Below are 23252 nucleotides of genomic sequence, written 5' to 3'. Positions count from 1 at the left end.
GGGCAGGGCTTACTTGAGCTGGCAGATGTCCAGCACGTGCATGTCTGTGTAATCCAGGTTCTCGCCACCCATCGCCCAGATGAAGGCGTAGTTGCTGGTGCCGGCGCCCATGTGGATCGACCACGGCGGCGACACCACCGCTTCGTTGTTCTGCATGACGATGTGGCGCTGCGCGTCCGGTTCGCCCATGAAGTGGTAGACGCGGTCGTTGGCGCCCAGGTCGAAGTAGAAATAGACCTCGCTGCGGCGGTCGTGCAGGTGCGGCGGCATGGTGTTCCAGACGCTGCCCGGCTTCAGCACGGTCAGGCCCAGCAGCAGCTGCGAGGACTGGCAGGTGGCCGGCACGATGTACTGGTAGATGGTGCGCTCGTTGCTGGTTTCCAGCGCGCCGCGATCCAGCGCCACTGCATCCTTGATCGACAGCTGCTTGGTTTCGAAGCGCGCATGGGCCGGGGTCGAGGCCAGGTAGAACTGCGCCGGGTTGGCAGCGTCCTGCGAGGCGAACACGACGTCCTTGCTGCCCATCGCCACGTACAGGCCGTCCTTCGGCCCCAGCGTGTAGACGGTGCCGTCGACGGTGACCGTACCGGTGCCGCTGCCGACGTTGATCACGCCCAGCTCGCGGCGCTCCAGGAACGGATGACCGGCGGCCGAGGCCGGTTCGGTCTGTGCCGGCAGGGCCAGCGGGGCATCGACCGGAGCGGCGCCGCCGAGCACGAAGCGCTCGTAGTGGGTGTACTTCAGGGTCACCTGGCCGGCATTGAACAGGCCGTCGAGCAGGTACAGCTCGCGAAGCTGGTTGTTGCTGGCGCCCTTGATGGCATCGGGATGGGTGGCGTAGTGGGTCTTGCAGTACATGGCTTCTCCAGAGCAGGGGGCGGGCCGAAGGGTTCGGCCCCGGCGCGGTTCGTGGTCGATTCTAGCGGCGGTTGGTAACCGGTGTCATTTTGCGTCGCACGATAGCGGGGCTGGAGAGTCACGACCAACGGTCGTGACCCACCGACCTACCGGATTGAGGCCGAAGGCCTCAATCCTCTGGCGGCTGGCAGGAGTCGCGCACGATCAGGTGCGGGCGCACGCTGGCGATCTGCAGCGCGGCCTGGCTGTCGGGCTGGATCAGCATCGCTGCGGCGGTGCGGCCGGTGTCGCGGGTGTGGCGGCGCACCGAGGTCAGCGACGGCCACAGGCGCGAGGCCAGCGGGCTGTCGTCGTAGCCGACGATGGACAGCTGGCGCGGGATGTTGATGCCCGCACGCAGCGCTACCTTGTAGATGCCGGCGGCCATTTCATCGTTGCCGGTGAAGATGGCGGTCGGCCGCCGCTTGCCCAGCAGCAGCTTCTCGGCGGCGGCCACGCCCGATTCGAAGGTGTAGCCGGCCTCGATGATGCGGTCCTTGGGCAGCTCGATGCCACGCTGGGACAGCGCGTCGATGAAGCCGGCCGTGCGCTCGTGCGCGGAACGGTAGGCGCTGGGGCCGGTCACCAGGGCGATGTCGCGGTGGCCGAGCGAGAGCAGGTAATCGGCCGCTTCGGCCGCACCGTCGCGATCGTGGGTGACCACCATCTGCGAGCTGTCATCCAGCGGCAGCGCCGCCACGCGGGTGAAGCGGCAGCCGATCTCGTCCAGCATGTCGGCCAGCGCCTGGTCTTCGGAGGCACGCGGCACCAGGATCACCCCGTGCAGCTTCTGCTGCTGCACGAAGCGGCGCACGCCGTCGATGTAGCCCGGGCTGCGGCTGTCGCAGGGGTGCACCACCAGTTCGAAGCTGGAGCCGCGCAGCGCGTCCAGCGCGCCGTACTGCATGTCCACGATGTACTGGGCGGTCGGGTTGTCGTAGACCATGCCGATCAGGAAGGAGCGGCGGAAGGCCAGGCCACGGGCCAGCGGGTCAGGCGTGTAGCCGACCTCGCGCATCAGCGCCTCGACCTTGTCGCGCGTGTCCTTGCGCACCAGGGGCGAGTTGTTGATGATCCTTGAAACCGTTTTCTTCGATACTCCCGACAGTCGCGCGATGTCGTTGATCGTGGCGGCCTTGCCCTTCGCCAATGCCGGCGTGGCGGCATCGTTCTTGTTGCGCACTGACATGTAGTGAACCCGGTAAGTCTGGGGATTCCAGCGCGCGCTCAGTCCAGCGCGCGATAGCGGAAGCTGCGGAAGGTTACCGCACCGTCGCCGGCCGCATACAGGGCCGGTTTCAGTGCCAGGAACTTGCCAGCCACATTGTGATGGTAACCGGACACTTCCATCTGAACCGGGTACTTCTCCCAGCGCTGGCCATCGGTGCTGGAGTGGATCGTCACGATGTGGCGGTTGTTGGTCACCCGCAGCCACAGCTTGCCGCCCTTCGTGCTGGCCGCCAAGCGGGTCGGGCGCTCCTCGCCGTAGCGGTGCATGATGAACTTCTCGCCGTTGCTGCCCACGCCCACGTACAGCCGGTCGCTGTAGAACAGCAGGGCGCCGCCCACCGCGCCCGGGGCGATGTCCATCTCCACCTCGAACTGGTAGGCCTTGTCGCCGGCGATGGCGGTCAGCGGCGAGCTGTCGCGCGGGGTCTGGCCCTTGCCCTGCAGCACCAGGCCCTGGCCGCTGAAGCCCAGCCGCCGGTATTCATCCTGGGCCGGGTTGAAGAACGACCACTGCGGGCCGAGCGTCTTGCCGCGGAAGTCATCGGACAGGGCCATGCCGTGCGCGCCCACCGATTCACCGGACGGCTTGCGCAGCGGCTGGCCGAGGTCGCCGCCCTTGGCCACGAACCAGCCATCGGCGGTCCATTCGATCGGTTCCAGCAGGGCCTGCCGGCCCAGGGTCCAGTACCCGTTCTCGTAGCCGTGGTACATCATCCACCAGCGCCCGTCGGTGCCTTCGATCACCGTGGCATGGCCGCGCGACCACCACGGCTCTGCGGCCGACTGCGTGCGCATGATCGGGTTGTTGGGCGCGTTCACCCACGGCCCATGGATCGAGCGCGAGCGCGCGGTGATCACCATGTGCCCGGTCGGCGGGCCGGCGGTGCCGCCCACGGCGGTGGTCATGTAGTACCAGCCATCGCGGAAGTGGATCTTCGGGCCTTCCTGCGCGTAGGCCTCCACGTCCCAGCTCTGCGGGTACTTCCAGCCGTCGTAGACGTGCTTCGGCGTACCGACGACGCTCAGGCCGTCGTCGGCCAGCTGCACGTAGTCGCCGCCGCTGAGGAACAGGTAGCGCTTGCCGTCCTCGCCCACGGCGTGGCCGGGGTCGATGTAGCCGCCCAGGCCGATGTCGATCGGCTCGCTCCACGGCCCCTTGATGCTGTCGGCCCAGACCACGAAGTTGCTGCGGTGTTCACCGGTGCGCGCCGGAAAATAGATGTAGTAGCGGCCTTCGTGCTTGACGATGTCCGGCGCCCAGATCGCGCCCACGTTCTTCGTGATCGCATGGCCCAGCGGCTGCCAGTTCACCAGGTCGCGCGAATGCCAGATCGGCAGGCCCGGGTAGGCGTCGAACGAAGAGAGGGTGAGGTAGTAGTCCTGGCCGTCCTTCAGCACAGACGGATCGGGCCGGTCACCGGCGAACACCGGGTTGAGGTAGGTGCCGTCGCCCAGGTCGGCCTGGCGCTGGTTCTCGATGCCACGTTTCCACGACGTGGCCGGTGCCTGCGCCGTGACCTGGGCAAGGGCGGGTACGGCCAGCAGCAGGGTGGCGGCAAGCAGGGACTTCAGAGCGGTGCGCGACAGCATCGGGTTCCTCCGTGGTGCGGGTGCGGTGGCAGGTGCAGCGTCAGGGGGCAGGGCGGCCGAGGCGCGCGCGCCAGGCCGGCGCATCGCGGTCGAGCAGGGCCTGCGGCCAGGTGCCATACCAGTGGTAGCCGGTGCGGCGCTCGCGGCCGACCTGCTCGTAGGTCTGCAGGCGTTCGCCCTGGCGGTTGGCCAGCACGACGCTGTTGTCGGCCAGGTCATGGAAGCGGCCCCACAGCAGCGGCGCGGCCGGGTCGGCCAGCAGGCGGCGATCGACCGTGCTGCGGTGGTGGGCGAACTGTTCGGCGGGTGCGTCGAAGGTCTGCAGCCGCAGACCATGCAGCGCGTTGGCCTGGAACCACGCCAGCGCGCCTTCGATGGCCTGCACCGTCTGCGGCGACGGATCAGGAATGGACATCAGGTAACGCACCACGCCCACGCTTTCGTCGGTCACCAGCGCGGCCAGTTCAAACTTCCGCCCGGGTGCCGGCTGCAGCGTGGTGGCATCGTACTGGCCGGCCCAGAGCGTCGGCTGGCCGTGCTGGCGCACCTGCAGGCGCAGCAGGCAGGCATCGCCGCGCTGCACCGCCGTGGCCACCCGCGCGCGGCGCGCGGCATCGACGAAGGCGAAGCGCGGTGCGTCCTGCACCTGGCGCAACGTGGTCAGCACGCCGCTGGTGACATCGTCGGCGAAGGTGATGCGGTCGTGGTAGTCGGTGCGTGCCGGCACCGAATGCGGCCAGCCGCCACAGCGCTCGATCTGCTGGTCGAGGATGAAATCCAGCCCACGCAGTGCGGCGTCGCGGTAGCGGGTGTCGCCGCTGCGGGCGAAGGCTTCGGCCAGGTAGTCCACCTGGGTGTAGGTGGTGCGGTTGTCGAAGCTGCCGCCGGGCTCATCCTGCGCTACGAGGGCGGCCGCGCGCGCGGCGGCGTCCAGCACCCGCAGCGGGTCCTGGTTCACCGGCCAGCCGCCGGAGCGGCGCTGCAGCAACAGCAGGTTGTCGGCGATCTGCCGGTACTGCTGTGGCTGCAGCCGTGCGTAACCCTCGGCATGGCCGCTGCGCCAGTGGTTCACGCCGTCGTTGAAGCTGCCCACCGGAATGGCAGGTGCTGCTGCCGGCGGCGCAGCGTGGGCCGCAGTGGCGGCCATGCCCACGCCCAGCAACAGCGGCAACGCGCGACGCCGCATCATGCGCGCAGCGCGGCCGGCAGCCACAGCGAGAGCTGCGGGAAGAAGGTGACGATCAGCAGCACCGCCAGCGCGGCGAACCAGAACGGCCAGATCGTGCGCATGCTCTGGCCCACGGTGATCTTGCCGATGGAGGTACCGATGAACAGCACCGAGCCCACCGGCGGCGTCACCAGGCCGAGACCGCCGGTCAGCACCAGCACCAGGCCGAAGTGGATCGGATCGATGCCGTAGGCCTTGGCCACCGGCAGGAAGATCGGCGTGCAGATCAGGATCATCGGTGCCAGGTCCATGAAGGTGCCCAGCAGCAGCAGCATCACCACGATCATCAGCAGCACCATGAACTGGCTGTGCGCGAACGACTGCAGGAAGTCCACTGCGGCGGTCGGCACCTGCAGGTAGGCCAGCAGCCAGCCGAACACGGCGGCGGTGGCGATGACGAACAGGATGACGCCGGTGCTGCGCGCGGCATGGATGACGGTGTCGAAGAACTCACGCCAGCGCAGCTGCCGGTACAGCACGGTGGTCACCAGCAGGGCGTAGACCACGGCGATGGCCGCACTCTCGACCGCAGTGAAGATGCCCGCACGGATGCCGACGAAGATCAGCGCGACCAGGCCCAGGCCGGGCAGGGCAGAGACGATGCGCAGCAGCACCGCGCGCCACCCCGGGAACACTTCCACGCCGTAGCCGCGGCGGCGTGCCACGGCATAGCCGGTCAGCATCAGGGCGACGGTCATCAGCAGTGCCGGCACGATGCCTGCGGCGAACAGATCGGCGATGGACAGGCCACCGCCGGCGGCGGCAGAGAACAGGATCAGGTTGTGCGAGGGCGGCACCAGCAGCGCCACCAGCGCGGCGGTGATGCTGACGTTCACCGCGAAATCGCGGTCATAGCCGCGCTTGACCATCTGCGGGATCATCGTGCCGCCGACCGCTGAGACGTCGGCGATGGCCGAGCCGGACACGCCGCCGAAGAACAGCGAGGACAGGATCGAGACCTGGCCCAGGCCGCCGCGCATGCGGCCGACCAGCGAGGACGCCAGTGCGATCAGGCGCTCGGAGATGCCGCCGCGCATCATGATCTCGCCGGCGAAGATGAACAGTGGAATGGCGATCAGCGAGGCCGAGCCGGTGCCGGCCGAGATCTGCTGCACCAGCACGATGCTGGGAATGTCCAGGTAGAGCAGGGTGGCCAGCGCGGCGGCGGCCAGCGCGTAGGCCACCGGCACGCCGAGCAGCAGCAGCACGGCGAATACGGCGAACAGGATGGTGATGCCCATGGGTCAACGATCTCCTTCAGCGTCGTCGCTGCCGGCGTCGCGGGCCTGCAGCGCTTTCCACGCACGGTTGAGTGCGAACAGCACCATCAGCGCACCACCCACGGCCAACGGCAGGTAGTTGATGCTCTGCGGCAGCTGGGCGCCGGCGGTCTTGATGTCCAGCCCGTCCAGCAGCAGGTCGGCCGACCAGAAGGCGATGAAGCCCCCCAGCACGGCCACCACCAGCTGCACCAGCACATCCACCGCGCGGCGCAGGCCGGGGCCCATGTAGGCGTGCAGCAGGAAGAAGCCGAAATGGCGGTTGGTGTGCACGCCGCAGGCCGCACCCAGGCTCATCGCCGTGGCCAGCAGCAACAGCGTGACCGGCTCGGTCCAGCTGGGCGAATCGTTGATGACGTAGCGGGCGAACACCTGCCAGCCCTGCACCACCACCAGCCCGAGGAGGGCGGCGACGGCACAGTAGATGGCGATGTCGGCGATGCGGTCCAGCAGGCGCTGTCCAGGCCCGGCAACGGGCGGCAAGGTCTCGGTCATGGCAGGGTCCTCAGGCAGCGCGGATGCGGTCGACCAGCGCGGCGATGTCCGGCTGCTGCAGGTACTGCTGCAGCAGCGGCTGGGCGGCGGCGCGGAAGGCGGGCATGTCCACTTCGTTGGCTTTCACCCCGAAGTCGAGCACCGCGCGGCGCGCAATGCTTTCCGATGCATCCCACTGCTCGCGCATCACGCCCACCGAAGCACGCGCGGTATGCAGCAGCAGCTGGCGGTCATCCGGCGAGAGGCGTTCGAAGCTGGCGCGCGACATCAGCAGCACGTCCGGCGCGTAGGAGTGATCGCTCTGCGACCAGTAATGCGCGGCCTCGAAATGACGGCTCGAGTGGAAGCTGCGCATGTTGTTCTCGGCACCGTCGATCATGTGCGTTTCCATGCCCGAGAACGTATCGCCCAGCGACATCGGCGTGGGGTTGGCACCGAGCAGGCGCATCAGCTGGATGAAGATGTCCGAGGAGGCCACGCGCAGCTTCAGGCCATGCAGGTCCTTCGGCGAAACGATCGGATGCTTGGTGTTGTAGAAGCAGCGCGCGCCGGAATCGTAGATCGCCAGGCCCACCAGGTCGCGGCTCTCGAAGCCGCGCAGCACGGCCTCGGCCACGCCGTCGTCCAGTGCCGCACGCTGGTGCGCGACCGACTTGAACACGTAGGGCAGGCACAGCGCCTGGGTCAGCGGGAAGGCGTTGTTCAGCGCACCGGCGTAGACGCGGGTGATGTCGATGGCACCGAAACGGGCCATGTCGATCGCTTCCGACTCGCGGCCCAGCTGGCCCGAGTGGTACTGCCGCAGGCGCAGCCGGCCCTGGGTTTCGCGTTCCAGCGTTTCGCCGATCCACTTCACCGCAGTGACGGTGGGGTAGTCGGCCACGTGCACATCGGTGGCGGTCAGCAGGGTGCCGCCGTCCACGCTGGCGCCCGGCCCGCGGCCACAGGCTGCGAGCATCGGCGTGGCCAGGGCAGCAGCGCCACCGGCCAGGAAGTTACGTCGTGTGATCATCTGCGCCCTCCCGCGCGTGTTCACCAGAGCAGGCCAGCGGTTATCCCGCTGGCACGGCCCGGCAGGCAATGTCGCCGAAGCCGGCGAAACGCACCAGCGCGGTCTGCCCGGCGGTGATGTCATGGATGCCGGTCGCGTTGCCGGTGGCGATCAGGTCGCCCTTGCGCAGCGGCCGGCCACGCAGGGCCGAGCGGGACAGCGCGAAGGCGTACGCAGCACGCAGGCCACCGGGCAGGCGCGTGGCGCCGCCGGTGCCGACCACTTCGCCTTCGATCAGCGTCTCGGCGCGCAGCGAGGTTTCATCGCGTGCGGTCCAGTCGGCGATCTCCGGCCCCAGCACCAGGCCGTTGTTGTTGCCGAAGTCGGACACCACCACGCGCGGGCCGAGTTCGTTGATGGTGGCCAGCGGGCTGCTGGCCACTTCCACGCCGATGTACAGGCGTGCGGGCAGGGCCTCGGCCTGTTCGGGCGACCAGTGCAGTTGTCCGGCCGGAGCGTCCTCCAACAGTTCCAGCACGTACTCCGCTTCGACCGCGGCAAAGCCGCCGACGAACACCGTGATGTCCGTTGTTCCACCGGTAGCATTTTTCAGCTGACGGGAAAAAATGGGGCCCAGCAGGCGGTCATCCGCGGACACGTCGCGGCGCTCGGCGGCGATGTAACCCACCTTCCAGCCGACCACGCGGTCATCCCAGGCGGCGATGGCCAGGTCCTGCACCTGGTAGGCACCTACCAGGGTGTCCGGGATGGTGCCCGGGAATGCGGCCAGCGACTGCCCGGCGCGGCGGGCGGTGGTGAAGGCCTGGGCGATCGCGGCCGCATCGTCCGGCGGCGGCGTCTGCCCATGTGTGCCGTGTTCGTTGCTCAAGAACGGTCTCCCTGTGTTTGTTGCACTGCCCATCGACAGCGTCTGCAGGAGGTGTATATGGTAAACCGGTGTCATCGTGCAAGCCGCAGCGCATCACGTGCTGCCACCGGATGCACCAGGCACCCTGTCCCTGTCCTGCCGGAGCCGTTGCCTGCCATGCGTCTGCGTCCTGTCGTGCTGTTGTTCTGCGGGCTGTTGCTGGCCCTGCCGCTGACCACCTCCGCCGCGCCGCCGCGCGACAACGAACGCCCCGGCCAGGAGCTGGCCGGCGAACGGATCGCGCTGTGGCCCGCCGGGCAGGTGCCGGGTGAGCAGGGACCGGCGCGGCCGGCACGGGTGGTCGAGCGCAGCCGTGATCCGGCGCAGCCGGACCGCTATGTCGACCAGATCGATGCGCCCTACCTGCTGGTGCATGCGCCGGCGCGGCCGAACGGGCGCGCACTGCTGGTCATTCCCGGCGGCGGTTACCAGCGCGTGGTGATCGACAAGGAAGACAGCGCCCTGGTGCCGGAGTGGGTGGACCGCGCCGGCTACACCCTGTTCGTGCTGCGCTACCGCCTGCCGCAGGCCGGCCGTGACCGCCAGGCCGCGCTGGCCGATGCGCAGCGCGCGCTGCGCGTGGTGCGCGGGCAGGCCGCACAGCGTGGGCTGGATGCCGGCAGCGTGTCGGTGATGGGTTTTTCCGCCGGCGGCCACGTCGCCGCGCGGCTGGCCACCGCCTTCGATGCCCCGGTCTACCCGGCGCGCGATGCGATCGATCGGTTGAGCGCACGGCCGGCGCGGGCGGTGCTGGTCTATCCGGTCATCGACATGGGCGCGCATGCGCACAGTGGCTCGCGCGGGCGGCTGCTGGGCGAACACCCGGATGCGGCGCTGGCGGCGCAGTACTCGATGCAGCAGCAGGTGCGTGCAGACATGCCGCCGACCCTGCTGGTGCATGCCAACGACGATCGCGTGGTGAGCGTGCGCAACAGCGTGCTGATGGCCGCGGCACTGGCCGACGCCGGCGTTGAACACGAACTGCACCTGTTCGCCCACGGCGGGCATGGATTCGGCATGCGCGTGCCGCCGGGCTCCACCCTGGCGGCGTGGCCGATGCTGGCGGAAGCGTGGTTGGCGGCTGCGGGCATGGGGTCGGATGGGGGGTCAGAGCCCCTCTCCGGTGGCGAGGGGATCCGACCCCGGGGGAGCCGATGAACACCGCGCCGAACGATCTGCAGCGCCGCCGTTTCCTGCGCGACAGCGCGCGCTGGGCCTTGGCCACGGCCACCGTGGCGGCACTGCCGGCGGCGCTGGCAGCACCCGGCCCGCGCGACGACACCCAGGTGCTGGCGCGGGTGCGCGGCGGGCGCGTGCGCGGCCAGCGCGAACAGGGCGTGCTGGTGTTCCGCGGCCTGCGCTACGGCGCGGACACGGCCGCCTACCGCTTCCAGCCGCCGCGCCGCGAGGCCGCCTGGCGCGGCATCGCCGACGCGCTGGAATTCGGCGCTGCGGCACCGCAGGGCGGCAGTGAAGGCCCCGGCAGCGAGGACTGCCTGTTCCTCAACGTGTGGACACCGACGCTGGATGCGAGCGCGCGGCGGCCGGTGCTGGTCTACATCCACGGCGGCGGCTTCAACAACGGCTCCGGCAGCGATCCGCTGTACGACGGCAGCGCGCTGTGCCGCCGTGGCGACGTGGTGGTGGTCACCCTCAACCACCGCCTCAATACCTTCGGCTACCTGTACCTGGGCGCGCTGGGCGACCCGCGCTACGCGGCATCCGGCAATGTCGGCCAGCTGGATCTGGTGCAGGCGCTGCAGTGGGTGCGCGAGCACGCTGCGGCGTTCGGTGGCGACCCGGGCAACATCACCGTGTTCGGCCAGTCCGGCGGCGGCGCCAAGATCGCCACGCTGATGGCGATGCCGGCCGCGCGCGGCCTGTTCCAGCGGGCGTGGACGATGAGCGGGCAGCAGGTCACCGCCGCTGGCCCGCGCGCAGCCGCACAGCGTGCGGCGGTGGCGATGGACGCAGTACGCGCGCCGGATCTGGCCGCGCTGCTGCGCCTGCCCGCGGCCGATCTGCTGGCCGCGACGCGTGCCCGTGATCCCTCGCGGGTGGAGGACAGCGCCCTGTACTTCGGGCCGGTGCTGGATGAGGTGGTGCTGCCGGTGCATCCGTTCTGGCCGCAGGCACCGGCGCAGTCGGCGGCCATCCCGATGGTGATCGGCAACACCCGCGATGAAACCCGTGCCTTCCTCGGCAACGACCCGGGCAACTTCGCGCTGGACTGGACCACACTGCCGGCGCAGCTGGAGAAGCAGCAGTTCGTCGATCTGCTGCCGTCGGTGGTGATCGAGCACTACCGCCGCCTGTACCCGCACTACACGGCGTCGGAGGTGTTCTTCGCGGCCACCACCGCCGGGCGCTCCTGGCGTGGCGCAGTGGAGGAACTGGAAGCGCGTGCCCGCCAGCCGGCCACGGCGGCGCCCACCTGGGCCTACCAGCTCGACTGGCCCTCGCCGGTGCAGGAAGGGCGCCTGCGTGCCTTCCACACCCTCGACATTCCGCTGGTGTTCGACAACGCCGGCCTGCCCACGGCGCGCACCGGCGGCGGCGCGGATGCACGTGCGCTGGCCGCGACCATGAGCGATGCACTGGTCGCCTTCGCCCGCCACGGCAATCCCAACCACGCCGGGCTGGCGGACTGGGCGCCGTACACCCTGCCGCAGCGGCGCACGATGCTGTTCGACGTGCGCAGCCGCGGCGCCGATGACCCGCGCGGTGGCGAGCGCGAGCTCTACCAGCGCGTCCCCTTCCTGCAACGAGGAACCGCCTGAGATGCGCCTGCTGCCTGTTCTGCTGGCCCTGGCCGTGGCCGGCGCGGCGCACGCCGCCGCCGACCCGTCGATCAGCGACCGCCCGACGCCCACGCCGATCCGCGCCAGCAAGATCGTGCTGGTGGGCGATTCCACCACCGCCGTGCAGGGCGGCTGGGGCCCGCGCTTCTGCGCCGACCACGTGACCTCGTTTGCCGCCTGCCTGAACCTGGCACGCGGTGGCCGCAGCACGTACAACTACCGCGCCGAGGGCTCCTGGGCCCTGGTCGAGGCGGAGATGCGGACGCCGGGCTACGCCGCCACCTGGGTGCTGATCCAGTTCGGCCATAACGACCAGCCGGGCAAGCCGGGGCGCTCGACCGACCTGCAGCAGGAGTTCCCCGACAACCTGCGCCGCTACGTGCAGCAGGTCCGCGCGGCCGGCGCGACACCGGTGCTGCTGACCCCGCTGACGCGCCGCCAGTTCGTCGATGGCGTGCTGGTGGACGATCTGGCGCCCTGGGCCGACAGCGTGCGTGCGGTGGCGCGCGAACTGCAGGTGCCGTTGGTGGATCTGCATGCGCGCAGCCGCGCCCTGGTGCAGGCACTCGGGCCGGTGCCGGCGATGCGGCTTGCGCAGGCACCGGCGAGCCAGGCACAGGTGGCCAGCGCACTGGGCGGCACCACGGTGGGCGCCAGCCCCGGCCTGGCCGGCGCGCCGGCGGCGGTGCAGAACGCGGCACTGGAGCCGATGGGACAGGCCAAGCAGGCCTTCGATTACACCCATCTGGGCGACGAGGGCGCGCAGGTGTTCGCCACCCTGGTGGCAACGGAACTGGCCCGCGAGGTGCCGGAGTTGCGCGCACTGCTGTTGCCTTGATGCAGCCAACGTCGGGATACGTCGGCCAATTACGTCTAATGCTGTCGTAATTGGCCATCCGGCCGCCGGCCGCACGGCTGAAAACATTCTGTTAACCCGGCTCGCCTAGACTGGCTGGCATGGGAGCAGCATTCACACCATTGCCGTTCACGGGCCGGGATCGCCTGCTGGCGGCCATCGACGGCGCGGTCTGCCTGGCCGACCCACCGTTGATCACCCACGCGCTGCAGAAGGTGCTGCGCGAGGCCATCATCGATCCGCTCATCGAACTGCCCGCCTGCGTACGCCGCCCGGTGGACGGCCATTACGCGCGCCGCGAACTGCACCGCAGCCCGACGTTGGGCTACAGCGTCATCGCCATGTGCTGGGGGCCGGGGCAGGGCACGCCGCTGCACGACCACGATGCGATGTGGTGCGTGGAAGGCGTCTGGCAGGGCGAACTGATCGTCACCCCTCATGCGCTGCTGGAACGGCAGGGCGATCGCCACCGCTTCGCCGCGCAGGAGGCGCTGTACGGCTACCGCGGCAGCGCCGGCAGCCTGATTCCGCCGCACGAGTACCACACGCTGCGCAACGCCAGCGATACCGACGTGGCGGTGTCGGTGCATGTGTACCAGGGCGTGATGGAACGCAGCGCGGTGTTCGACCCGCTCGACGATGGCTGGTACCAGCGCCGGGTGAAGATGATGGAGACCGACGCGGCCTGACCGCGTACCGCCGGGCATGGCCCGGCGCCACCGACCTCCATCGCCCTCAATCACGGTAGCGCCGGGCCATGCCCGGCGGCTCCGACTCCCATCAACGCGGCACGTCGGCCACGTTGTTCAACCGGGTCACTTCCTCGCCGCCATCGGCCAGCGCCACGCGCACGCGCAGGCCGCTGCGGTCACCGGCGGGCAACGGCAGCGACACCACCACCGTCTTCGGCTGCAGGTCGGCCGGTGCGGCCATCGCCGGCACCTCGGTGCGCGCGATCTCGCGGCCACGTGCGTCCTCCAGCACGGCCACGCCCACGCCGCTGCCGGCATGGCCCAGGCTGTGCACGGTCACGTGTACCTGGCGCCCGTCCACGCGCACATCGCCGCGACCGATGCCCAGGTCCGCGCGCATTTCCACCGGCGTACCGGCGGTGATCCGCTCGAACTCGAACACCTCGGTGCGACCGGGGCGGAACTGCATCGGCACCGAGACACTGGTCTCCAGCTGCACGCTGCGTTCGGTGGCGGTGCCGTCGATGCGCCCATCGCCATCGGCGTCCACGCCGCTGCGCACGCGCCAGGTGCCGCTGGCCACGTTCCAGCCGGTCATGTCGGCGGCGATGGTGCGCGTGCCCAGGTTGTGGCTGGTCACGGTGAAGCGTTCGCGTGACGGCGCGTGCACCAGCAGGGCCACCTGTTCGGCGGCGCCGTCGCGGTCGAAGCGCCAGCTGACCGTGTGGCCGGGCCAGCTCTGGTTGCGCTTCAGCGCGATGCCACCCAGGCGCGCGCGCTGCAGGAACTCGCTGGGCGCTTCCACCCGGTCGGACCACCAGTGGCCCTCGGTGTTCATGTAGGCGCGCTGCACCTTGGCCTGCAGGCCGTCGGCGTGCAGCGCGTCGATGTACTTCGTATCACCGCTGGCCTGCCAGGCCATCAGGCTGGCGAAACCGGTCTTTCCAGCATCGGCCTCGGCGGTCAGCGTCGGGTACCAGTCCTGCTGCCTGCCCAGCACGTCCACGTAGTTCTCGCCCAGGTTGGCCAGCGCGCCCGGCCCGCCACGCGCCACGCGGTAGTCCAGCGCCTGCAGGTACTTCGCATCGCCGGTCCAGCGCCACGCCGCCCAGAAGGTGTGCATCGTGTCGCCGCCGCCGGAGCCGTTGTTCAGCTCGCCGCCACGGGTGGCACCGGTGGCCCAGTTGATCTCGTTGGGCAGGGTGAAGCGCCCCTTCCCGTCAGTGCCCGCGTGAGCCAGGTAGCCATCGGCCAGGCCGATCACCAGCTTGCGGCCGGTCGCATCGGCGTTGTACTGGCCCAGCAGGAACGCCGGGTGCAGCACCGGGAACGAATAGGGCTTCTGCCACTGCCAGTTCGGTTCGCGGTAGACCTTGTTGCCACCAAACCAGTTGCTGGAGAACAGCAGGTTGCCCTGCGGGTTGCGCAGGATGATGCGCTCGTCGAACGCTTTCACCGTTTCCATCAGGCGCTCCAGCGTCAACGGGTCGCCCCAGTTGAGGTAGAGCATGGCGCTGTTGGTGTTGATGCCTTCCTCGTAGGAATGCAGCTCGTCGGTCTCGATCGTGCTCAGGCCGTTGCTGAACATGCCATTGCGGTACACCGCATCGGACAGCGCGGTCAGCGAGGCATTCAGCCGGTCCGGCTGCACGCCCATCAGGGCCAGCCCCGGCCACTGCTGGGTCAGGTCGGAATCATCGGAAATGCCGCCGCCGAAATCGCCATAGGCCACCTGGCGCTGGTCGATCCACCAGTCGACGAACTGCCGCACCTGGGCCAGGTCCTGCACCTGGTTGAACGCCCACGCCGGTACGCCCTTGGGCACGGCCGGTGCGGTGTAGGGCGGGCGGCCCTGGCTGTTGTAGCTGATGTAGTTCCAGTACAGGCGGCCGAGTTCGTGGTCCGGGTCCACCCGCAGCAGGTCGCTCAGGTCCGCGTAGACGCGTGCATACAGGCGCTGGCGCTTGGATGTGGTGTGCTCCTCCACCAGGAAGCCCCAGTTGTCGCGCACCTGGTTGAAGCGGTCGGCGACGTGCTCCTTCAGCGCGTCCGCGCGCGGCTTGAACACCAGGCGGATCTGCGCACCATCCAGCGCAGCGGCATCGAAGCCCGGCGCCGCCGAGGCGATGCTCAGCCACAGGCTGTCCGGGGTGAGAATGCGGTCACGCAGGTCCAGCCACAGCGTGCGTGCCTGCCCCGGCTGCACCGACACCGAGACATCGATCATGTCGCGCGCCGGCCAGATCGGGTCCTTGATGCGGATGTTCAGCGGGATCAGGCCTTCGTGGGTAGCGGGCAGGTCCAGCGCGGGAATATCGATGGCCACGCCATCCAGGCCGTCATGCATGTTTTCCCAGCTGTAGGCCCAGCTGCGGATCAATGGCTGGTTTGCTGGCGCATCGCCCACGCCGGAGGGAATCAGCACGTGCACGATCGGCCGCGGCTGCGCCGGCAGGGTGTCGGGGCTGCGGCGGCGCGAACCGGCGCCCTTGGGCAGGGCCATCACCGTGCTGCGCTCGGCCACCGGGTAGCGGCCATCGATGTAATGCCGCAGCGCCTCCAGGTTGGTGTAGTCGGGCAGCGCCTGGCTGTCGATCACGTAGGCCTGCTTCACCGTGCCTTCCGGTTCGGCGCCTTCGCTCACGTTGTAGGCCCAGATTTCCTGGATCGGCGTTTCCTGTTCGACGTTGCTGAAACGCAGCACGCCGCCCTGCTGCGCGGGAATGTCCTGCACGCTGCGCACCACGCCGCGCGGGCGCGTGGCCAGCACCTGCGTGGCATGGGCAGCGTCGGGGCCGTGGGCCAGGGTGCCGAAGGCCGCACCACGGATCTCCATGCGGTTCACCGTCTCGCCGGCCGGCAGGGTCAGGTCCAGGTGCTGCCCGCTTTCCACGTAGGTGTTCCAGTCCGGCAGCTGGAAATAGTCGTTGCGACCGGGCAGGCGCGAGCGGTTGTAGACGCCCGGCCAGGTGGTTTCGGCGATGCCATCGGTGGCCTTCCACATCCATGCCTTCAGGTCACGGGTGTCGGCAAACTCGATCTTGCGGATGCGCGTGCCGGCCGATGCCAGGGCCGGCGGTGCCGCACCTTCCCAGCCGAAGCGATGGCGCCAGGCACGCTCGTCGGTGGCCGCTGCCACCGCGCTGGCCGGCGCCTTGCCGCCCGCCAGCGCCTGCACGGCAGGGCCATCGAGCATGCGGTCGTAGACGCGGATGTGCTGGAAATCGCTGCCGCGCAGGAAGTTGTAACGGCTCTGCACCTGGTAGGGCGCCATCACCCGCCCGGCCAGCCCGAGCTGGTCCAGCGCCGCGTCGTAGTCACCGGTGGCCTGTGCACGCGCTACTTCGCGGCCATCGACGAACAGGCGCACGCCCTGGTCCTCGTCCCAGGCAAAGGCCAGGTGCAGCCACTGCTCCGGCCGCGGCGGCGTATCCATGCGGAACGACACGCGGCTGCGCGCGAGATTGGCATCGGTGACGAATGCATCGAAGCCGTGGCCGTTCCAGTCGATGCGCAGCCATGCCATGTCCCAGCTGCTGTGGTCGGCATAGCCGACGCGGAAGATCACGAACGGTGCTTCGCCCACCGCGTAGCGCGGGCGCCAGTCGAAGGCGAGGGTGCCACGTTGGGCCTGGATGTTGCCGGGCGCATCCCACGCCAGCACGCCATCGTCTTCCCACTGGATGGCCTTGCCGCGTGCACCGTCATCGACCACCGCCGCCTTGTCGCGGAAGTTCGGCACCGCTTCGCCCTGCGCCGTCACGGCGGTCAGCCCCTGGTTGGCGTCGACGTGGAACAGCAGCGTCGGCGACGGTGCGGCCAGCGCGGGCAGCGCGGTGGCCAGCGACAGCGCGGCCACCAGCAGGCGGCGGCGCGGGCGGCACAGCAAGGTGGGGGCAGAAGCGGTACGGTGCATGGAACCTTCCTTTCAGCAGCATTCGACGGTGCAGCGGCATGGCGGCGGTGCGGTACGGCGGGACAGGGGGCGTGCTCAGAACTTGTAGCGCAGCCCCAGGTAGTACTGGCGCCCGGTGTGGGTGTAGCGGTCGGGCAGTGACAGGGCCGAATCGACGAAGCGCTCGTCGGCGCTGTCCAGCAGGTTGATCGCCTCGAAGCTGACGGTCAGCTGCTTGTTGAACTTCCAGGACATGTTGAAATCCACGTTTTCCACGCTGTACTTTCCGGTGACATCGGCGGTGGCGTACTGGTTGCCGTCCAGGTCCCAGACGTTCTCCTGGGTCAGGATCTGGTTGATGTAGGCATCGCGGTAGCTGGTGGACACGCGCGCGCTGAAGCGGCCGTCGTCGTAGTACACGGTGGCGTTGTACGAGTTGGGCGACAGGTTCAGCAGGTCGTTCTCGGTGTAGGTGGTGACGATGGTGTCGCCACTGCCGGAGCTGAAGAGATATTTGATCTTCGAATCGACGTGGGTGTAGTTCAGCTGCACGCCGAAGTTCTTCCAGAAGCCGGGCAGGAAGCTGAAGGGCTGCTGGTAGGTCAGCTCATAGCCCTTCAACGGGCCGCCCGGAGTGTTGAAGTAGCTCTGCACGTTGAACAGCGTGTTCGGGCTGAAGCCGGCCGGCAGCAGGTCCAGCGAGTAACCCATGTCACCCCAGGTAGTCAGCAGTCGGGTGCGCTGCACGTAGGTTTCGATGTCCTTGTAGAACACCGCCGCCGACAGCAGGGCGCCTTCCTGGAAGTACCACTCCGCGCTCAGGTCGTAGTTGGTGGAGCGGAACGGATCCAGCTTCGGGTTGCCCAGGTTGATCGAGTAGTAACGGTCCTCGTCGAGGAAGCTGGTCGGGCCGCCGCTGACGCTGGGCGACAGGTTGGACAGGGTCGGCCGGGCCATGGTCTTGGCCGCACCGAGGCGCAGCACCACGCTGTCGGTCAGGTCCCAGGCCAGGTTCAGCGAGGGCAGCCAGTCGTCATAGCGGTGGCCGACGGTGGTGGCCACCAGCAGGCGCTCGCCGGCATCGGCGGTGGCGCTGGCCACGCCCAGGAACGGTTCACATGCCGCCGACAGGTCGCTGCTGCTTGCCGCCTGGCACGGTGCATAGCCGCTGGCATCGATCTCGGTGCGCACGTAGCGCAGGCCGAGGTTGCCGCGGAACGGGCGGTCCCAGAGTTCGGTGTTGAAGTCCAGCTGCAGGTAGCTGGCGTAGCTCTTCTCGGTCACGTCGAAGTTGTTGTTCGATGCACCGAAGTGGCCGACGCCAGCCAGGCGGTAGTCGCCGCCGAGGGTGCCGGTGTTGCAGTTGCAGTAGATGTCCAGCAGCTCGGCGATGCGGTTGAAGTCGGGGATCAGCCAGCTGCCCGGCGTGCTGCCATCCAGGCCCTTGCCGAAACCATCGAGGCTGGTGGACAGGTCGCCCACGCCGATGCCATCGGGCAGCGCCTGGGACATGCGGCCATAGCTGATGTTGCGGTACTCCTGCGTGCGCATGCCGTAGTCCTTGTAGGCCAGGCCGCCGCGCAGGGTGAAGGTGGGCGACACGTTGAAGGTCAGGTCGACCTTGGCGGTGTCGAAGCTGTTGTCGACGTACTGCGGGTTCAGGCGCACTTCGCTGATGTTGCCGCCGCGCGCGGTGCCGTTGGCGTTCACCGGCGCGGTGCCGTAGCCCAGCCATTGCCACGATGCCGCATCACCCAGGGCGAAGGGGAAGGTCATCGAAGGCATGCTGGCGCCGTTGCGCATGTCCAGCACGAAGCCATCCAGGTTGCTGTTGTCGAAGCTGACCATGGAGAACACCGGCCGCTCGAAACTGGACGAGGAGTGGCCGACCAGTGCGTCCAGGCGCACCGCATCGTTGAAGCGGTGCTCGAAGTTCAGGCTGGCCTGCTTGAACTCGGTGCTTTCCTCGATGGCGGTCGATTCGGTGCGGAAGTCGACGTTGTCGAACACGCCGTAGACCAGGCGGTTCTGTGCATCCACCTGCGCCTCGCGCACCACGATCTGGGTCTTGCCGCCGTACTGCGCGGTGCGATGCAGGTTGGCACCGATCGAGTCCTCGCGCTGGTCCTTGTCCAACTTCGAGTACATCAGGTCGAGGTTGAGCAGGCTGTCGGGGCTGAAGCGGAACTGAAGCGCGCCGGTGACGCCCAGCCGTTCGATCTCATGCTCGGTGCGGATGTAGCGCGGGTAGCGCGGGATCCACGCATTGGTGGCGGTTTCGTAGGCGGCGATGTTCTCTGCCGTTGCGTCGGGGCGGTCGATGCCGGTGCCGCAGTGGGTGGCGTCGATGCCGTAGCTGCCCCAGCCGTTGCTCCGCGCCTGGTTGGCGGCGCTGCCGACGCCCTGCGCGGTTTCATTGGCGGCCGGATTGCGCGGTGTCTGCGGGTCATAGCCGGCCGGGCTGCAGAAGCCGTAGGTGCCGTTGTTGGCGGCCGTGGCCTGGTTGGAGTTGCGGTAGTTGCCGTGCTCCCAGCGCACCGGGTTGTAGCCTTCCTCGAAGATCGTGCGCTTGCTCCACGCCGCCGACACCAGCGCACCGAAGCGGCCGTCGGCCCAGGTATTGCTCAGCAGCGCCGATACGCGCGGGTCCTTCGAGCGCGACAGTTCGTTGTAGCCGTACTGGCCATTGAGCGAGGCCTGGAAGCCATTGAAATCGAACGGCCGCGACGCGCGCAGGTCGACGGTGGCGCCGAGCGAACCTTCGTCCATCTGCGCCGACTGGGTCTTGTTGACCTTGACCCGGCTGAACAGTTCGGAGGCGAAGGTGTTGAAGTCGAAGCCACGGCTGCGGTTGACGCCAGTGCTGCCGCTGCCGGCGGTGGACAGCGCTTCCAGGCCGTTGATGCGCACGCGGGTGAAATCCGAACCGAGGCCGCGCACGGAAATCTGCTGGCCTTCGCCGCCTTCGCGGTCGATGGAAACACCGGCGATGCGCTGCATCGACTCGGCCAGGTTCAGGTCGGGAAACTTGCCGATGTCCTCGGCGTAGATCGCATCGACCTGCTCCACGCTGTAGCGCTTTTCGTCCAGCGATTGCTGCAGGCTTTCGCGGTAGGTCGCCTTGACCTCCACCTTGTCCAGGTCGACCGCATCGGCGGCGGCCGCTTCCGGCGTCTGTTGTGCATGCGCGGCGTGGCTCAGCGCCAGTCCGATCGACAGGGCAAGCACGGTGAGCGGCGCGCGGCCGCAGTGAAGCGCGAGCGACGAATCCATCTGTAATCCCCTCCCAGGGTGTCCTCAAGCGTTGCGAAGGCGTTCTAGCGTGCGTACCGGCCTCCTCCGGTACGACGCAGGTGCAACGACTTGCTGACACCGCGGGTCACGCGTGAACGTAACAAAGCGCATGGCGCGCGGCATCTTGCGCCGCAGCAGCTGCAGCGGCGTTTCTTCGTTGCACTCGAAGTGCGGCGGCGTGCTGGCACGCCGCCGCGTCGGCGGTCAGAACTTGTAGCGCACGCCCAGCAGGAACTGGCGGCCGGTTTCGGTGTACTGCAGCGGCAGCTGGCCGGTGGTGGGCGAGTACACCCACTCATCCGAGGCTTCGTTGGTCAGGTTGATGCCTTCCAGGCTCAGTTCCAGCTGGTCGCTGATGCGGTAGCGGATGGATGCATCGAGGACGGTGGTGCCGGTCATGCCGTGGTAACCGTCCAGGTTGAAGCCGGTTTCCTGGCCGGGTGCCTGGGTGAGGTAGTCGCTGCGGTTGGTGGCCGAAACGCGGCCCGACCAGGCATCGCCTTCGTAGAACAGCGTCGCGTTCCACGCGTTCTTCGAGGTGCCGGTCAGCTGGTTCTTCATCACCGCCGCGCCGGCACCGTTGACGTACTGGATGCTGGTGTCGACCCAGGTGTAGTTCAGCTGCACGCCCAGGTTGGACCACTTGCCGGGCAGGAAGGTGAAGGGCTGGGTGTAGTTGGCTTCCACGCCATACAGTTCGCCGCCGGGGGTATTGAGCGGGATGCTGAAGGTGAAGTCATCGTTGACCGAAGCGCCGGTGCCGTCGAGCAGGCTGGCCGGCAGGCCGCTGCTGGAATACGGGCGCACTTCGCGGGTGGTCTGCACGAACGAGTCGATGTCCTTGTAGAACAGGCCGATGCCGGCCATCGCACCTTCGGCGAAGTACCACTCGAAGCTCATGTCCACGTTGGTGGCGCGGAACGGATCGAGGTTGGGGTTGCCACCGGCCACGGTGCGCGCGCCGCCGGCCACGGCCACGGTCACGCCCGGGGTCAGGTTGCCCAGGCCCGGGCGGCTCATCACCTTGGCCGCACCCAGGCGGATCAGGAAGTCCGGCGTGATCTCGGCCACCAGGTTGAACGAGGGCAGGGTGTCGTTGTACTTGCGGTTGGTGGTGGCATCCACCAGCACGCCGCCGACCGTGGCCGCGCCGCTGGAGGTCTGCTCGGTCTGCACGTAGCGCACACCGAAGTTGCCCGACAGCGGGATGGCACCGAGGTCGGTGGAGAACTCGCCCATCAGCCAGACGCCGCGGTCCTTCTCTTCCACGCTGCGGCTGTTGTTCGCGCGCGGTGCGACGGCGAAGGTGCCGCTGTTGCTGTAGATGTCCAGCAGGTCGGCGATGGCACCCAGGTTGGGCACCACCCAGTTCGACGGCGAGCCGTTGATGCCCTTCAGGCCAGCCTGGCTGGTGAGGTCGGCCGGCACGATGCGGCTGCCGTTGGCGATCACCGGCACTGCGCCTTCGCTGGTGCGGCGCAGCTCCAGCGTGCTGAAGGTGTAGTCCTTGGCCAGCACGCCGCCCTTCAGGCGGAAGCCGGGGCTGAGGTTCCAGTTGAAGTTGACTTCGGCGGTGTCGAAGTCGTTGTCCACATACTGCGGGCGCAGGCGGATCTCGGCCAGTTCCCAGCCATTGGGATTGGTGGGGTCGATGCCGTAGTTGATGATCGGCGCCCGGCTGTTGCCACGGTAGTCGTAGCTGTAGCCGTCCACGTCGTACTTGTCCATGATGATGGTGGTCTGCACCGGGTTCTCGTGCGCCGAGCGCGAGATGCCGACCTTGCCGGTCATCTGGAAATCATCGGTGAAGCGATGATCGAAGTTCAGGCTGACCTGCTTGAACTCGGTGTTCCATTCGTCGTGGCGGTTCTCGGTGCGCAGGTCGACGTTGTCGAACTCGCCGTACAGCAGCGCGTTGTTGCGGATCTCACCGTTGCGCACGATGGTTTCCGGCTTGCCGTCGCGGTCGGGGCGGCGGTTGGCGCCGGTGGCCGAGTCGCGGTTGCGGCTGAAGGAGATCGCTTCGATGTAGTGCTCGTCGCGCGTGGCGTCGATCTTCGAGTACAGCGTGTCGAGCGAGATCTCGGTGCGGTCGGAGGGCTTCCACTGCAGCGAGCCGGTCACGCCCAGGCGCTTCTGCTGGTGTTCCATCTGCACGTAGCGCGGGAAGCGCGGGTGGTAGACATCGGCACTGCGCGCGGCGGTGAAGGGCGAGGCCGCGCTGAAGCCACCGTTGCTGGGGCCGTTGGCCCAGCGGCCGGTGTTGGAACCTTCCTCCAGCGCCTGGCGCTCGGAGTAGGCCACCGACAGCAGCGCGCCGAAGGTTCCATCGGCGAAGGTGTTGGAGATCAACGCGGCCAGGCGCGGGTCGGCCTTCTCGGCCATCTGGTTGTAGCTGGCCTGGCCACTGGCCACGAAGGTGAAGCCGTCGTAGTCGAACGGGCGCGCGGTACGCAGGTCGACCGTTGCGCCCAGCGAGCCTTCCTCGACGTCGGCCGAGGCGGTCTTGCGCACCACCATCTGCGAGAACAGGTCCGAAGCGAACACGTTGAAGTCGAAGCCGCGGCCGCGGTTGGTGCCGCCGCTCTGGTCGCCGGCGCCGACGGTGGTCAGCGCTTCCATGCCGTTGATGCGCACGCGGGTGAAATCCGGGCCCAGGCCGCGCACCGAGATGTTGCGGCCTTCACCGGCCTCGCGGGTGATGACCACGCCCGGGATGCGCTGCAGCGACTCGGCCAGGTTCAGGTCCGGGAACTTGCCGACATCCTCGGCCACGATGGCATCGACCACCCCGGCCTCGCCACGCTTGATGTCCAGCGCCTTCTCGACGCTGGCGCGGTAGCCGGTGACGTTGACCGTATCCAGGTTGGTGGCGCTGGGCGCCTCGCTCTGCTGCTGGGCGGCGGCACCCGCCGAAAGGGCCAGGCTGACCGCCATGGCCAGCAAGGTAACCGGTGTCTTTTTTGCGTGGTTCCGAGAATGCATGCCTTTCCCCTCTCCCAAAGGTCTGGTCTCGCGAGTGTTTCAGCGGAATGACACCGCTGGTCAGAGCCGACGGTAGCAGCACGTTCCCTC

At 68.5% G+C, this 23252-nt stretch carries 15 protein-coding genes; 4 read left to right on the top strand and 11 right to left on the bottom strand.

Annotation, left to right across the window (positions count from 1 at the left end; genetic code table 11):
• Positions 1–9: 9 nt before the first annotated feature.
• From kduI to C1927_RS00210, 8 genes are all read right to left on the bottom strand, one after another.
• Positions 10–858, bottom strand: a complete 849-nt coding sequence (gene kduI, locus C1927_RS00245) for a 5-dehydro-4-deoxy-D-glucuronate isomerase (RefSeq protein ID WP_108745608.1) — start codon at positions 856–858, stop codon at positions 10–12.
• A 169-nt stretch (positions 859–1027) separates the two neighbouring features.
• Entirely contained in the window at positions 1028–2086 is a 1059-nt protein-coding gene (locus tag C1927_RS00240) for a LacI family DNA-binding transcriptional regulator (protein ID WP_079224534.1), read from the bottom strand.
• A 38-nt stretch (positions 2087–2124) separates the two neighbouring features.
• Positions 2125–3717, bottom strand: coding sequence for a family 43 glycosylhydrolase (locus C1927_RS00235; RefSeq protein WP_108745607.1), 1593 nt, complete (start codon positions 3715–3717; stop codon positions 2125–2127).
• A 40-nt stretch (positions 3718–3757) separates the two neighbouring features.
• A complete protein-coding gene (gene pelA, locus C1927_RS00230) occupies positions 3758–4906 on the bottom strand; it encodes a pectate lyase (RefSeq protein WP_254051518.1) in 1149 nt (382 codons plus the stop codon).
• Positions 4903–6186 (bottom strand): TRAP transporter large permease, encoded by a 1284-nt coding sequence (locus C1927_RS00225; protein ID WP_079224528.1) that lies wholly within the window; start codon positions 6184–6186, stop codon positions 4903–4905. The genes pelA and C1927_RS00225 overlap by 4 nt, the downstream gene beginning before the upstream one ends.
• 3 nt (positions 6187–6189) lie before the next feature.
• The gene (locus tag C1927_RS00220; RefSeq protein WP_079224526.1) at positions 6190–6720 is read right to left on the bottom strand and encodes a TRAP transporter small permease; all 531 of its coding nucleotides are present in this window, start codon (positions 6718–6720) and stop codon (positions 6190–6192) included.
• A 10-nt stretch (positions 6721–6730) separates the two neighbouring features.
• Positions 6731–7732 (bottom strand): TRAP transporter substrate-binding protein, encoded by a 1002-nt coding sequence (locus tag C1927_RS00215; RefSeq protein WP_108745605.1) that lies wholly within the window; start codon positions 7730–7732, stop codon positions 6731–6733.
• A 40-nt stretch (positions 7733–7772) separates the two neighbouring features.
• Positions 7773–8600, bottom strand: a complete 828-nt coding sequence (locus C1927_RS00210) for a 2-keto-4-pentenoate hydratase (protein ID WP_079224522.1) — start codon at positions 8598–8600, stop codon at positions 7773–7775.
• A 156-nt stretch (positions 8601–8756) separates the two neighbouring features.
• On the opposite strand from C1927_RS00210, the gene C1927_RS00205 reads away from it, so the two are divergent.
• The 4 genes from C1927_RS00205 (at position 8757) to C1927_RS00190 (ending at position 12985) form a co-directional block, all read left to right on the top strand.
• Positions 8757–9797 carry an alpha/beta hydrolase gene (locus C1927_RS00205; protein ID WP_108745604.1) on the top strand — a complete coding sequence of 347 codons (1041 nt, stop codon included), beginning with the start codon at positions 8757–8759 and terminating at the stop codon, positions 9795–9797.
• Positions 9794–11419 carry a carboxylesterase family protein gene (locus C1927_RS00200; RefSeq protein WP_108745603.1) on the top strand — a complete coding sequence of 542 codons (1626 nt, stop codon included), beginning with the start codon at positions 9794–9796 and terminating at the stop codon, positions 11417–11419. Before C1927_RS00205 ends, C1927_RS00200 begins: the two co-directional genes overlap by 4 nt.
• A 1-nt stretch (position 11420) precedes the next feature.
• Entirely contained in the window at positions 11421–12278 is an 858-nt protein-coding gene (locus C1927_RS00195; protein ID WP_108745602.1) for a rhamnogalacturonan acetylesterase, read from the top strand.
• A gap of 119 nt (positions 12279–12397) precedes the next feature.
• Positions 12398–12985: a cysteine dioxygenase family protein gene (locus C1927_RS00190; RefSeq protein ID WP_108745601.1), complete on the top strand. Its 588-nt coding sequence runs from the start codon at positions 12398–12400 to the stop codon at positions 12983–12985.
• Between the two features lie 91 nt (positions 12986–13076).
• Here the strand turns inward: C1927_RS00190 and C1927_RS00185 are convergent, their stop codons facing one another.
• The 3 genes from C1927_RS00185 to C1927_RS00175 form a co-directional block, all read right to left on the bottom strand.
• Positions 13077–16904 carry a LamG-like jellyroll fold domain-containing protein gene (locus C1927_RS00185; protein WP_108745600.1) on the bottom strand — a complete coding sequence of 1276 codons (3828 nt, stop codon included), beginning with the start codon at positions 16902–16904 and terminating at the stop codon, positions 13077–13079.
• A 75-nt stretch (positions 16905–16979) separates the two neighbouring features.
• Positions 16980–20156 (bottom strand): TonB-dependent receptor, encoded by a 3177-nt coding sequence (locus C1927_RS00180; RefSeq protein ID WP_108745599.1) that lies wholly within the window; start codon positions 20154–20156, stop codon positions 16980–16982.
• A 225-nt stretch (positions 20157–20381) separates the two neighbouring features.
• A complete protein-coding gene (locus tag C1927_RS00175; protein WP_079224511.1) occupies positions 20382–23162 on the bottom strand; it encodes a TonB-dependent receptor in 2781 nt (926 codons plus the stop codon).
• Positions 23163–23252: the final 90 nt, after the last annotated feature.

This window comes from Stenotrophomonas sp. ZAC14D1_NAIMI4_1, assembly GCF_003086775.1.
GTDB lineage: Bacteria > Pseudomonadota > Gammaproteobacteria > Xanthomonadales > Xanthomonadaceae > Stenotrophomonas.
This window is presented reverse-complemented; position numbering and strand designations above follow the sequence as displayed.